Annotated in this window: 12 protein-coding genes; 9 read left to right on the top strand and 3 right to left on the bottom strand. The window is 41.4% G+C overall.

Annotated features, from left to right (window positions below):
* The first annotated feature begins 34 nt into the window (after positions 1 to 34).
* The 4 genes from porM (at position 35) to HH214_RS06965 (ending at position 3,983) form a co-directional block, all read left to right on the top strand.
* Complete coding sequence (porM, locus tag HH214_RS06980; protein ID WP_169606641.1) at positions 35 to 1,570, top strand: type IX secretion system motor protein PorM/GldM; 1,536 nt, start codon at positions 35 to 37, stop codon at positions 1,568 to 1,570.
* A gap of 9 nt (positions 1,571 to 1,579) precedes the next feature.
* Complete coding sequence (porN, locus tag HH214_RS06975; protein ID WP_169606640.1) at positions 1,580 to 2,548, top strand: type IX secretion system ring subunit PorN/GldN; 969 nt, start codon at positions 1,580 to 1,582, stop codon at positions 2,546 to 2,548.
* A 559-nt stretch (positions 2,549 to 3,107) separates the two neighbouring features.
* Positions 3,108 to 3,461, top strand: a complete 354-nt coding sequence (locus tag HH214_RS06970; protein ID WP_169606639.1) for a helix-turn-helix transcriptional regulator — start codon at positions 3,108 to 3,110, stop codon at positions 3,459 to 3,461.
* An 87-nt stretch (positions 3,462 to 3,548) separates the two neighbouring features.
* A complete protein-coding gene (locus HH214_RS06965) occupies positions 3,549 to 3,983 on the top strand; it encodes a BLUF domain-containing protein (RefSeq protein ID WP_169606638.1) in 435 nt (144 codons plus the stop codon).
* A gap of 65 nt (positions 3,984 to 4,048) precedes the next feature.
* On the opposite strand, the gene uvrC is transcribed toward HH214_RS06965, so the two are convergent.
* The 3 genes from uvrC to porW form a co-directional block, all read right to left on the bottom strand.
* Positions 4,049 to 5,869 carry an excinuclease ABC subunit UvrC gene (gene uvrC, locus HH214_RS06960; RefSeq protein WP_169606637.1) on the bottom strand — a complete coding sequence of 607 codons (1,821 nt, stop codon included), beginning with the start codon at positions 5,867 to 5,869 and terminating at the stop codon, positions 4,049 to 4,051.
* 233 nt (positions 5,870 to 6,102) lie between these two features.
* Positions 6,103 to 8,340, bottom strand: a complete 2,238-nt coding sequence (locus HH214_RS06955) for a penicillin-binding protein 1A (protein ID WP_169606636.1) — start codon at positions 8,338 to 8,340, stop codon at positions 6,103 to 6,105.
* A 3-nt stretch (positions 8,341 to 8,343) separates the two neighbouring features.
* The gene (porW, locus tag HH214_RS06950) at positions 8,344 to 11,175 is read right to left on the bottom strand and encodes a type IX secretion system periplasmic lipoprotein PorW/SprE (RefSeq protein ID WP_169606635.1); all 2,832 of its coding nucleotides are present in this window, start codon (positions 11,173 to 11,175) and stop codon (positions 8,344 to 8,346) included.
* 89 nt (positions 11,176 to 11,264) lie between these two features.
* Here porW and HH214_RS06945 point away from each other — a divergent pair, with 89 nt between their 5' ends.
* From HH214_RS06945 to atpF, 5 genes are all read left to right on the top strand, one after another.
* Entirely contained in the window at positions 11,265 to 11,462 is a 198-nt protein-coding gene (locus HH214_RS06945) for an AtpZ/AtpI family protein (protein WP_169606634.1), read from the top strand.
* Positions 11,459 to 11,854 carry a hypothetical protein gene (locus tag HH214_RS06940; RefSeq protein ID WP_169606633.1) on the top strand — a complete coding sequence of 132 codons (396 nt, stop codon included), beginning with the start codon at positions 11,459 to 11,461 and terminating at the stop codon, positions 11,852 to 11,854. The genes HH214_RS06945 and HH214_RS06940 overlap by 4 nt, the downstream gene beginning before the upstream one ends.
* Entirely contained in the window at positions 11,854 to 12,933 is a 1,080-nt protein-coding gene (gene atpB / locus HH214_RS06935) for a F0F1 ATP synthase subunit A (RefSeq protein ID WP_169606632.1), read from the top strand. Before HH214_RS06940 ends, atpB begins: the two co-directional genes overlap by 1 nt.
* Positions 12,934 to 12,978: 45 nt before the next feature.
* Positions 12,979 to 13,185, top strand: a complete 207-nt coding sequence (gene atpE / locus HH214_RS06930; RefSeq protein ID WP_169606631.1) for an ATP synthase F0 subunit C — start codon at positions 12,979 to 12,981, stop codon at positions 13,183 to 13,185.
* Between the two features lie 107 nt (positions 13,186 to 13,292).
* The gene (gene atpF / locus HH214_RS06925) at positions 13,293 to 13,802 is read left to right on the top strand and encodes a F0F1 ATP synthase subunit B (protein ID WP_169606630.1); all 510 of its coding nucleotides are present in this window, start codon (positions 13,293 to 13,295) and stop codon (positions 13,800 to 13,802) included.
* Positions 13,803 to 13,818: the final 16 nt, after the last annotated feature.

The raw sequence follows: 13,818 nt of genomic DNA, 5'->3' as shown, positions 1-13,818 counted from the left end.
ATTACACATCCAATTATTAGATTAACAACAACACATGGCTGGAGGTAAAGAAACCCCAAGGCAGCGAATGATAGGCATTCTGTACTTGGTACTATTGGGTTTAGTTGCGCTAAACGTGCCCGATAGTTTGCTAAATGCATTTAAAAATATCAGCGACAGCCTTTCGGCATCTAAATCAAATGTACAAACTGGTATTAATAACACTTATGATGCCTTTGAAAAAACAAAGCTGAAAGAGCAGCCTGACCGGGCTAAGCCTATTTACGATAAAGCGAAACAGGCCAGCACCGTTGCTAAGGAGCTGGACGATTACGTAGAAGGTTTAAAAAAGCAGTTGATTGAAAAAGCAGGTGGCTTCGACGAAAATCTGGGCGATTATAAAGGTCGTGATAACCTGGATATATCAGCCGATTTAATGGTTAATCATAAAAACGGTGAAGCCCTGCACAAAAAGATTGATGAAACACGTGATAAGCTGTTAGCATTGCTTGATCCTAAAGAACGGGAAACTACCAAGCTATCATTATCAGCCGATGCACCTGAAGCTAAAAAGGGGAATGCTAAACTGAAATGGGAAGAAGCTTACTTTGGTGATGGTATCCCGATGGGTGCTGCCATGACCTCGCTGAACAAAGTGCAGGCTGATGCAAAAAACGCTGAATCGGACGTGGTAAAACGCATTTTGGGTAAAGTTGATCAGGCTGTAGTGAACCTGGATAAATTTGCAGCTGTTGCTGTAGCACCAAGCAGCTACATCATTGCCGGTCAGCCTTACAAAGCTGAAGTGTTCCTGACTGCATCTGATTCTAAATCAAGCCCTGATATTGCTGTAAACGGTTCACGTTTACAAGTAGTAGATGGTAAAGGTCAATACGCTACAGGTACCAGCGGCGAAGGTATCCGTACCTGGGTAGGTACCATACGTGTACGCCAGAATGATGGTACTTTTAAAGAGTATAAAACAGCGCCACAAACCTACCAGGTAGCAAAACCATCAGCTACAGTAGCTGCTGATAAAATGAATGTACTTTATATTGGTGTAGGCAACCCGTTGTCGGTTTCAGCGCCAGGTATTCCGAAAGATAAATTACATTTAAGCATTACAGGTGGTTCGGTAAGTGGTTCAGGCGGCTCTTACGAGGCTAAAGTAAGCTCTCCGGGCACTGCAACAGTTACTGTATCAGGCGAAGCTTCACCGGGCCATAATCAAGTGTTGGGTTCAACACAGTTCCGTGTAAAGCGTATTCCTGACCCGAAAGCCGTATTTGGTGGCAAAAGCGGTGGTACAAGCGCAACAGCTAACCTAAAAGCGCAAGATCGCTTATTTGCCAAACTGGATAATTTTGAATTTGATGCTAAGTTCAACATTACCCGTTTCAATATGATTATTCTGCGTCCTCGGCAAGATCCTATTCCGCTGTCAACCAGTGGTGGCGAGCTTTCCGGCCAGATGCGTCAGGCCATGAGCTTACTTACACCGGGTTCTACCGTAGCATTTACCAACATTATTGCTGTAGGCCCTGATGGCTCGCAACGTGGATTGGATGATATAGTGTTCAGAGCAAACTAAGATAAAAAGATGAAAAGAACGGTTTTTGTAGTAGGCATATTCCTTTTGTTGGGCGTAAGTACTTTTGCACAACGTCGTACCACTCGCCGTACTCGGCGTAGTACACCAGCCCGGCAAGTAAATGCTTCGGGAGCACAGGGTAATGCGGCTAGCACTACTTTCAATGCACAATCTGCAGATACAGCCAGAAAGTTGGCCGGCAAGCCTTTTGAGCGCCCATTGGATGGTTATTTCAAAAAGACCAACATTTTAAGCGCTAAAGTAACGCCTTATCCAAATTTGAGGGAAGCTGACGTAGTGTATGCCAAACGTATTTGGCGTGAAATTGATGTGCGGGAAAAGATGAATACGTTTATGGCTTCGCCAAAAGCCCGTTTAATCGATATTTTGATGGATGCGATCAGCGCTGGTGAGCTAACCGCTTACGATCCGGCTCCAACTAAGGATGATCCGGGAGGTGATGCTTTTTCAACACCGCTTACGCCAGGTAAAGCCAGAGCTAAGCTAGCTGATAGCACGCTGATAAAGAAGTTTGATAAAGATGGTAACGAGATTGGTTCAGTAATGCAAGCTGGCGAGTTTAACCCTGATAGTGTAGTACGTTACCGTATTAAAGAAGATTGGGTGTTTGATAAACAGCGTTCTATATTTGAACCTCGCATTATTGGTATAGCGCCTATGATGAAGTTGAAAGTAGCCGGTTTAGATACCGATTATCAACCGATGTTCTGGGTGTATTTTCCGGATGCCCGGCAGGTACTGGCTACGAAAGAAGCCATTAGCCATAATAATGATGCTACCGGCCTGAGCTACGATGATATTTTTGTTAAACGTTTGTTCAGCAGTGTAATTGTTAAAGTATCAAACGATAAGGACGAGCGTATTAAAGATTATGCCCAAGGCATTGACCGTTTGTATGAATCTGAAAAGGTGAAAAAAACATTAATGGATTGGGAGTTGGATTTATGGCAATACTAATCCAATAAGCACCATCACCATTATAAAAAAATCCTTGGCCTAAAAGCCGGGGATTTTTTATGTCTATAAACCTTATAGGAATAGTTTTTTTATCGGTTGTACCCAAACTAATACACGGGTAATTTCTTTTACTATGATATAGTTGATTAATGATGTATTGAGGTACCCGCAGCATAAGTTTTGCTTAATGCTAAAGGAAATAGGCGAAGAAGGTAAATATTTGTAAAATTAGCTTCTTATTATCATATATTTTTTATATTCGAATAGCCTAAGCACTTGTTACATGATCATGCAATGTATTTGCCGAACCCCGCTTTGCTTAGCCGTTGTTACACGGTTAATAGTTAGTCCCGATCTGGTTAGTGTGTATCATATAATGTAGCTGATAAAACAGGCCCTGTGTACCTGATTTTAAAATTTGACTATTAAGCTGGATAGCTGCGTTTGCTTGTTAAAGAATGGCATAGCAGGTTATCAAATTAGTGTGACTAAGTTGTAAAATATATATTAAATAAGGAGTGTATAATTCTTAGTCTGCTTATAAAGTTAAGAGATTGTTATGGAGAAACATTATGGACAGGTAATTGAAAAGGTAATCAGACGTAATGGCTACAGCATTAGTGAGCTTGCACAAATGATGAATGTAAACCGAAGATCAATTTACAACTGGTTCGAGCAAAGAAGATTAAAAGCGGAAGTAATATCCCGTATGGGTGAGGTACTTAAATATGATTTTTCAAACGAATTTCCGGAGTTGTTTTCACCAGAAACGTTTGCAAAAGATGGAGCGGCAAAGGCAATTCATAAAGATGGTGAAGCTAATGGAGAGACTCCTGCAGAAATATCATGGAAAGATAAGTACATTAGTTTGCTGGAAAAATACAACGACTTGTTGGTTAAGAAGTTATCTTAACTTATTGCTATAAGAAATATTATATAATTAAAACTATAAAACTTATTATTGTAGATATTTCGCAATTATCCAACACCTGATATCTACATGTATTTTTATAGAATCTTTATAAGTAAGGCTCAGCATTCTTTGCCTCAAGATGAGCTAACCCAACTGTTAAACCAATCAAAAACACTTATTGAAGAACAGGATATAACGGGTGTGTTGGCTTGTGTGCAAGGTGCGTTTGGTACGCATGATGAAACTCACTTTATACAAGTACTGGAAGGCCCTAAGCCAGCTGTAGATTTAATATCAGATACTATAACGCACGATGGCCGGTATGGTGCCCTGCGGGTACTTAGCGAAGCACCTGTTGAAAACAGGCGGTTTGATAACTGGCACACTGCTTTTGAATGTATTAATCTGGAAGAGCATAAAGAGTTGAAGGCCTTTTTTCAACTTGATGATGATGTATTGCAGAGTAATGAGTTCCAGGAGGCTAATCCGTTGCTTGACTTTCTGAGTAGTTTTGAACAATAATAAATAAGGCCACTCACAAAAATGAGTGGCCTTATTTATATTTTTAGCAAAAGCTGTGTATAGCTTTAAGCAGGCAATGTATTTTCACTTTTGAAGTAGGCTATTACAGCTTGAGCTTGTTTTAAATTTACTACTTCTTGTAACTCATCTAAGGTAGCTTCACGTATTTTCTTTACCGATTTAAAGTACTTTAAAAGCTTCTCGGCTGATAAACGGCCTATACCCGGTACTAGTTCTAGTTCGGTTGCCAGCGTGCCTTTATCACGCTTTTTACGGTGAGCCGTAATACCAAAGCGGTGAGCCTCATCCCGCAACTGCTGAATGATTTTCAATGTTTCTGATTTTTTATCCAGGTATAGCGGGTACTGATCGCCTGGATAATACAGTTCTTCCAAGCGCTTAGCAATGCCTATAACAGTTAGCTGCTTTTCAATCCCCAGCAGCTTTAAACTTTTCAGGGCAGCCGAAAGCTGGCCTTTGCCACCGTCAATAATAACAAGCTGAGGTAAAGGCTGCTCTTCATCTAGTAAGCGACGGTATCGGCGGAAAACGGCTTCTTCCATTGTAGCAAAGTCGTTAGGCCCTTCTACCGTTTTTACATTAAAGAAGCGGTAATCTTTTTTAGAAGGCTTAGCATCTTTAAACACCACTATGGCAGATACGGGGTACTTGCCTTGAAAGTTCGAGTTATCAAAACACTCAATATGATGCGGCAGCTGGTTCATGCGCAAATCCTTCATCATTTGCGTCAGCAAGCGCTCTTGTTTTACTTCCGGGTTCAGCTTTTCATACTGGTCAATCTTTTCCCGTTTAAAGAACTGTACGTTTTTTTGCGATAAATCCAATAGTTTCTTCTTTTCACCCAATTTTGGAACGGTGAATTTGATTTGAGCATCTTCCAGTTCAATATCGAACGGTACAATAATCTCTTTCGACTGACTGTTGTACCGGCTCCTGAACTCAGATATCGCTAAAGAGAGCAGTTCCGCATCCGATTCATCCATCCGTTTTTTTAACTCCAGCGTTTGCGTTTGGATGATGGTACCATTCATGACCTTCAGGTAGTTTACAAAGGCATGCTTTTCTTCGGAAGCAATACTGAAAACATCTACATCGGTAATGGAAGAGTTCACAACAGTTGATTTGCTCTGGTAATTTTCCAGTAAATCGTATTTGCGTTTTAGCCGATGTGCCATCTCAAAATCCAGATTAGAGGCAGCACCTTCCATATCAGTTTTAAGGTTTCTAATTACATTGCTGATTTTACCATTCAGAATATCCTGTATTTCACCAATGCTGCGGTCATAATCATCTTCGGTCTGGTAATTTTGGCAAGGGCCTTTGCAGTTGCCTAGTTGGTACTCCAGGCAAACCTTAAACTTGCCAGCCGCTATATTGGCGGGGGTTAAGGCCAAGTTACAGGTACGTAGCGCATACGTTTCACGAATTACCCCCAAAATGGTATGCATCATACTTACCGAAGGGTAGGGACCAAGATACTTAGATCCATCGCGTATAATGTTCCGCGTCCAGAATATACGTGGGAAGTGCTCATTTTTGATGATAATCCACGGATAGGTTTTATCATCTTTCAGTAACACGTTGTATTTAGGTTTATGCTTTTTTATCAAGCTGTTTTCCAGCAGCCAGGCATCCACCTCGGTATCTACAATAGTAAAGGTGATGTTGCGTATTTTAGATACCAGTACTTTAGTTTTTGAACTTACCTGGTGGTCTTTTACAAAGTAGGATGATACCCGATTGCGCAAATCTTTAGCCTTGCCGATGTAAATCAGCTCATTTTGCTCATTCCAGTACTGGTAAACCCCCGGTTTATGCGGAATTTTTTTTAATGCTTCCCGATAATCAAACATATAGCTTCCCATTCCCCGTTATGGGGAAGTATAAAAAAGTTGTAAACTAATAAATGATAAATAGTTAGGTTTTGTTTGAAGTGGATGGACGAGGAATAGCCTTAGTAGGCGTGAGTGAAAACGTACCAAAGCATGGCTACTATACTATAGCCATGCTTTGGTACGTAGTTTTTATGATAGATAAATACGTATGAGTTTAGCAGTACGTAATTTAATTACTGCTGATACTTAAAAATCTATCTAATTTAAAATCCAAGCTTGTTATCCACCTCCGTAGTGCCTTGCTGCTGCTGGCTGTAAGCGCCGCAATCCAGCGTTACATTTAAGCCGCCTTTAGGCTTGGCAAAATCCACATTCTGCTTAATACCTAAGGCTGCATTGGCATAAACCTTTTTCATGTATAACGCAAAAATAGGCAATGCCGTATTCGCACCTTCGCCTAAACGGGTAGAACGGAAGTGCAAAGCACGGTCTTCACAGCCGGTCCAGATGCCGGTAACCAGCTGTGGTGTAATGCCGATAAACCAACCGTCGGAGTTGTTTTGGGTAGTACCTGTTTTGCCACCTATAGGGTTACGCAAACCATATTTGCTGCGCATGCGCCAGCCAGTACCTTCATCAATTACACCTTTCAGCATGTAGGTCATTACATAAGCAGTCTGCTCGTTCATGGCTTGTATTACACGAGGTTTTCCATCGTACAAAATATTGCCGTTTTTATCAGTTACGCGCAGCAGGTAAATAGGTTCTGTCCAAACGCCGCCATTGGCAAAAACGCTGTAAGCGCCAGTCATGTCATAAACCGAAGCATTAAATACACCCAAACAAATGGTTGGATAGGGTGGAACTGCTGAGGTAACTCCCATTTTCTTAATCAAATCCATTACTGGTTCAGGCTTTACCTCTTTCATGATGTGAGCTGTAACCCAGTTTTGTGAACGTGCCAAAGCTTTGCGTAAAGTAATCATGCCCTGTACGGTTTCTGATGGATCTGAGCCAGGGCACCAAGGCTTACCATAACCATAAATGGTATCAGGTACATTATTCACCTGCATACAAGGAGAGTAGCCATTATCAATAGCTACCGAATAGGTAAACGGCTTAGCAGTTGAACCTACCTGGCGGGTACCCATTTTTACCTGATCATATTTAAAATGCTCAAAGTTGATACCGCCCACCCAAGCCTTTACATAACCGGTGGTAGGGTCCATGCTCATGAGCGCATTACGCATAATCATTTTGCAGTACACTATCGAATCAATAGGCTTCATCGTTGTATCAATGTTGCCATGCCAGGTAAATAAAGTCATGCTGGCAGGATTGTTGAAATCTTCTTTAATCTCATCGTCCGATTTACCTTGCAGCTTTAATGCTTTATACCGGTCGGAGCGTTGCATGCCCTGATTTAACAGAGTTTGAAATTCTGGAATTTCTTTCCATAAGCTGTGACCGTGCCAATGCTGGTTGAACTGGGCTTGCAAATCGCGCATGTAGGTGCGTTGTGCATCTTCAGCATATTGCTGCATAGTATAGTTGATGGTAGTGTAAATCTGCAAACCATCACGATCCAGATCATACGGAGTGCCATCGGCTTTGTTAATATTTTGTTGATCCAGAATGCGCTGAATATCTTTTTTCAGTACCGACCTGAAGTAGGTAGCCAAACCATCGTTATGGTCAATCGGGTTAAAGCGTAAACCCAGTGGTTTTTGTTTAAATTCTTCCGCTTGCCCATCAGTTAAAAATCCTTCATCAGCCATGCGCTTTAACACAAAATTACGACGATTTTGCGCATTATCCGGGTGACGAATGGGCGAGTAAATGCCAGGCCCGTTTACCATACCGATCAGCAAAGCAGCCTGATCGGGCGTTAATTTATCGGGTGTTGTGCTAAAGTAAGTACGTGCAGCCGATTTAATGCCGTAAGTATTATAAGCACCAAAATCAACCGTGTTCAGGTACATGGTTATAATTTCTTCTTTGGTATAGTTACGCTCCAAACGTACAGCAATTACCCATTCCTGTAGTTTTTGAATAATACGTTTAAGCGGATTGTGTGAACGTTCAGAAAATAAATTCAGTGCTAACTGCTGTGTAATAGTACTACCCCCTTGCTTTTTACCGGCTAGGTTATATAAGATGATGGTAAAGGTGCGGCCAAAATCAATACCTGAATGCTCATAAAAGCGGTTATCTTCGGTAGATACTAAGGCATGAATTACATTAGGCGATATTTGATTGTAATTAACGTTTGAACGGTTTTGTACATAATAAGTACCCAACAATTGTTTATCTGACGACCATACCTCGGAAGCCAGATCACTTTTTGGATTTTCCAGATCGCGGAAAGAAGGTAACTGGCCGAAAACATTGAAGGCTGCCAACGCAAACATTAGTACTACAAAGGCTAAGCAGCCTAGTATAATTCCCCATACAGTGCGGTTGTATCTTTTAATGTCTTGTGGAGCAAGTTTAAATATCATTTCTTAATAATGTTTTTGATAATAGTCAATATAACTATCTAACGTCTTCCGGTCGGTTATTTTATCCAGGTTGGCTTGTGTAACAATAAAAAAGCTGTACTGGGCGGCCGGCACTTTCATAATTTGCGGCAGCAAAGGTACAATAGTGCGCGCATAAAATTTAGCATCATTCAGGCTCGAAAATCTACCCACGTAAATCATCTGGTTGTTTTCACCTACGGGTTTAAGCTGATGCTGAATGTTGGCTCCCTGATAATTGGTACGGTTAAACTGCCCTACACCAAACCGGGATGAGGATAAATTGACTGTTCCGGTGCTTACATTAATCACAAAGAAGTAGTTCGTACTATCGCGTAAATTAAAAATAGAAGGCGGTTCAACCGGCTGCGGAGTTGGTGTGCTGGTAGGAGCAGGCGCTGTTTTGGCTACAGCTGGCGTAGTTGCCGGTGTTGCTTTTACCGGAGCGGCAGGTTTAGCTTGTGGCTGTGCAGCCGCCAACTGCTGCTTAGTGGACTTTTGTATTACCGGTGCCGGTATAAACGGCATAGTATCAGGATCAGTATCTACCAATACTACAGAACGGGTAGCCATTTCAGCCTGGTTATCGTTAATGTAATTCAGGTGTTGTACTACTAACGGCGTAATAAGTCGGTCGTTAGGGTATTTGGTTGTAAGTTGCAGCAACTCATCTTTAAAAGGTTGCAGCTTCTCGTTATGACCGGCAGCCAGGGCGCGGAGGTAAGCAATTTGAGCCGCTAGTTTACTAGTCGGGTACATTTTTAGTAATTCATCGCTGCGGGTAATTACCTGTGCGTACTGCCGGTGTGCATACAAATCATATACCTGATTGTATAAGGCGTTCAGCTCAGTATCCTGATCATCCAGGTGGCGGGCATAGTCAGGGTCGGTAATTACTTTAGCAAAAGGGGTGCTGGCGTATTTGTCCAATAATATTTTTTTATACTCATCGGCTTTGCCAGGTTGTGCATCAGCATACAGGCGGTACAGATTATAATAAATAGCCGGCCGGTTAGGATCGTCTGGAAAGCGGCCTAGCAGCAATTCATAAATGCGGATAGCCTCAGGCTTATCATTCAATACATCACGGTAAAAGTTGGCGATATCTAAGTAAGCATTATACACGCGTAAGTCTGACTGTATTTTTTGAGCAGGCGTAAGCGGGATACTTTGCAATAAGCTTTGCCGATAATTATCGGCAGCTACTTGGGTAGCATTTTTTTGCAGATCGGCAGGGAGTACACTAGGCGCAACATTTTGCGTAGTGTTTAAGGTGTTAATAGTCTGATCGCTGTTCGAGCGTACACTGCGGCGCCAGTTATCTTCCAGCCGGCGGTTGCCCCACTTGCGCTTAAAATCATTAAACCCTTGGCTAATGGCAGCTGTGTTATAAAAATAAAAAGTACTGTTAGTACTATTCCCATTGGCTGTTGGGGTGCCAGCAGGTGCACCGTTGCCTTGTAATTGTACGTTGCCGGTGTTAGTGAAAGGATTGTTACTGTTGGCGCCTGCCGTTTGCTGCTGCAATTTCAATTGCACAATCTCTTCAATACGTTTATTCCGATCAGTTTCATTCAGGGTAGCCAGCGCTTGCAAGGTATCTTCATGAGCTATCAAGTGTAATCGATCTGCCAGTAATTGCAGGTTATCCGCTTTTTTACGAATGGTGGCATAACCCGGATAGTTAGGAGGCAAGTTAAGCAGGGTACTATCATAATAGTTTTTGGCCTGCACATAGTCGGCTTTGTTTTTAAAGCTGATATCAGCCAAACGCAAATAGGTTAATCCTTTCTGGGTTTGATTTTTCAGACTGTTCTTTATTGATAGATGATAGTTCTTAATAGCATCATCCACCTTGTTGTTACTTAAGTCCAGTTCGGCTAGTTGGTAGTAAATCTGATCGGTAAACTCCCGGTTGTTTTCATTGCGTAGTAAGCTGCGCAAGCGATCGGCACGGCTTAAATGACGGCCATTCTGATTATCTTCAATCCGAATGCGGTCAATATCAGCATTGAAGGCCATCTCGAAAGCTGCGTTGCTGTTCACAATATGCGTATAGCTATTGTAGGCTTCGGCAGGTTTGCCATTCAGTTCCTGTAACTGGGCCAGAATGAACGTCCACCGGCGGCGCTGTAAGGTTTGGTGAGTGGCTGCAATTGCTTTTAAGGCTAGTTCTTCTGCCTGAGGGTATTCTCGTATATTAATATAATACTGCAAACCGGCTGCATAAATTAATGCTGCGTTTTTACTTTTAGGCGTAACATCCAGCATTGCGGTGTCGAGTACATGCCCGGCTTGGGGCAGCAATTGTAAATACAGCAGCGACCGAATTTGCCATGATCGGGCTTCCTGTAACAAATCGGTTTGTTGCGGGTAGGAGCGTACTACGTAGCTGCAAAACTCGGTAGCGTTATAATAATTACCATACAGGTAGGCTGATTTAGCCAATAACAAGTAAGCATCACCTACATAATGGCTTTGCTCCTTGTTGGCTATAATGGTGTTAGCTTTTACCACTACCGCATCCAGTTCCTTATCAGTAACTGTACCTTCTCCACGTGCAATTGTATCTTGGTAAACCGGCAGGATACGGTCGTATGCATCAATAAAGCTAGCCGCATAAATTTCCTGCTTTTGACGCAATAGCTCATTGGCATTAAATAGGATATTATAATGAGCTGTTAAGTTTTGCAGATTACGGTTGATAGCGCTCTTATTTTGTAAAGAGCAACTGGCCAGTATCAGCAGCAGACTGCCTGCTAACAGATGTTTTATATAGCTTTTGAGTGTAGAGTAGCTTGAATTCAAAACCGACACGATAAAAGGATGGCTAATTTACTAAATACTATGCAACAGGATTGATAAATTTGCATGCGTTTTCTATACGCAAAAACAGCCGTTAAGTTATGAGCAAGCCTACCAATGATTATATAAAATATACCGGTATTGCCTTCCAGATGATATTTATTATTGGGGTGCTTACTTTTGTAGGGTACAAGATAGATGCTTATACTCATCACGATACACCTTGGGTAACGGCAGTGTTGGCCCTGGTGGGTGTTTTTGCTTCCTTATATCTAGTTATTCAATCCGTAAAGGAATGAAGCGGTTTTTTATTGCATTTGGTATTGCTACCATAATGATAGCCTTGCCGCCTGCATTGCTAAACTATGCTGGCAATGAAAAATGGCTGATTCCGGGTTTCTGGCTTATCTTTCAATTTTTCTCGTCACTTACATTTTTAATATGCCTGGGTGTAATATGGGGGCAGCTTAAAAATGGTACCCTGGGCGGCCAAATCTTTTTGGGGGCTACTACATTCAAGTTCATTTTATGCATGACAATTGCCTTGATCTATCTGCATAAATATCAGGTAAATGACGTTGTTTTTGTGCTTAACTACTTTTATCTATATTTCTTATATACTGCCTTTGAAATTTACAGTTTGTTGAGTAACTTGCGCGTCCAAAATAAAAAGGAAAAATCTCGCAATTAATGGATTTTAGGCACATTTTGAACTCAAAAAAAAATTTACTTCGCGTAATCTTAGGTGTTCTTTTTACACTAACCACGTGTAAAACTTTCGCTATACAGCAAGAAAATACCGCTGTGGAGGCTAAAAATGCAGAGCAGGAAGCCTTTAATCCAACAACCGCCATATTAGAGCATATTGCCGATTCTCATTACTGGCATGTGGGTGGCGAAAAATCAATTCCACTACCTGTTATTCTGTTTACCGATAAAGGTACTGAGTTGTTCTCAGGTTCAGTTTTTGAACATGGTAAAACTGCTTACCAAGGTAAGTATTATACCTACAAGCTGATTGATGATAAAATTAAAGTAGTCAATGCACAAGGTGAGTTGGATAAAGCAGCTTCACATCATGTTTACGATTTTTCTATCACCAAAAACGTAATAGCTATGTGGATTGCCGGTTTGCTGTTGCTGATTATCTTTATGAGCGTGGCCCAATCCTACAAAAAACGTGTGGGTAAAGCACCTAAAGGTTTGCAATCCTTCATTGAACCGATTATTGTGTTTGTGCGCGATGAAATTGCCCGCCCTAACATTGGCTACCGCTATCAGCGCTATATGCCGATATTGTTAACCATATTCTTCTTTATCTGGATTAATAACTTGTTAGGCTTAATTCCAATTTTCCCAGGTGGCGCTAACGTGACTGGTAATATTCTGCTAACTTTCGTAATGGCATTTATTGTGTTGCTGGTGGTAAACTTCAGCGCTAATAAATATTACTGGAAGCACATCTTTATGCCACCAGTACCGGTTTGGTTATATCCAATCATGATTCCGGTGGAGCTAATCGGTGTTATTTCAAGGCCATTTGCCTTAATGATTCGTTTGTATGCGAATATTTCGGCTGGTCACATTATCGTGTTGAGCTTGATATCGCTGATCTTTATCTTTAAAACGTTGTGGATTGCACCTGTTTCTATTGTGTTCGTGCTGTTCATGGATGTGTTGGAGTTGCTGGTAGCGTTTTTACAGGCGTTCATCTTTACCATGCTAACTGCGTTATTCATTGGTACCGCGGTAGAAGAGCACCATCATTAATTGCAAATAATTATACACTATATTTAACTTTTAATTTTTACAAACATGACTGGAAGTATTGCTGCATTAGGTGCAGGTTTAGCGGTTATCGGTGCAGGTATCGGTATCGGTCAGGTAGGTGGCAAAGCCATGGAAGGTATTGCTCGTCAGCCTGAAGCTTCTTCAAGAATTCAAACTGCTATGATCATTGCTGCGGCCCTTATTGAAGGTGTTGCACTGTTCGGTGTGGTAGTTGCCTTGTTAGGTAAATAATTTACCCAACACAAAAAACAAAAACCTTACTTGCAGCGGTTGGCGGCAGGTAAGGTTTTTAAAAGTTATAAAGTGTAAGTTAAACATAATCGAATTATAAAATATAAATGGAAGAATTATTTGACGGTTTATTGAATGACCATTTAGGCTTTGTGGTGTGGGCAGCTGTAGCGTTCGTGATCCTATTGGTTCTGTTAGCTAAATTTGCCTGGAAGCCTATTATGGCTGCTATTGCTGAACGTGAGCGCTCAATTGAAGATGCTTTGTTGAAAGCGGATGCCGCCAAAGAAGAAATGGCTCGTTTAACTAGCGAAAATGAAAGCTTGCTTAAACAAGCCCGTGCAGAGCGCGATTTGATTTTACAAGAAGGCCGCCACATGAAAGATCAGATTATTAATGAGGCTAAAGAGCAGGCACAAGCAGAAGGTGCCCGCATCATTGAAAGAGCACGTATAGAAATCAATAACCAGAAAGCTATTGCTTTGGCCGACGTGAAAAATCAGGTAGCAACTTTATCAGTTGATATTGCTGAGAAAATTTTACGCAAGCAAATTGCTACTCAGCAAGAACAAGATAAACTGGTAGCCGATTTATTAAAAGAAGTTGTAATAAAATAAGTTGCGCGTTTAATGT

The sequence above is a fragment of the Mucilaginibacter robiniae genome, from assembly GCF_012849215.1.
GTDB lineage: Bacteria > Bacteroidota > Bacteroidia > Sphingobacteriales > Sphingobacteriaceae > Mucilaginibacter > Mucilaginibacter robiniae.
The sequence above is the reverse complement of the archived record's forward strand: the minus strand, read 5'-3'. Positions and strand labels throughout refer to the sequence as shown.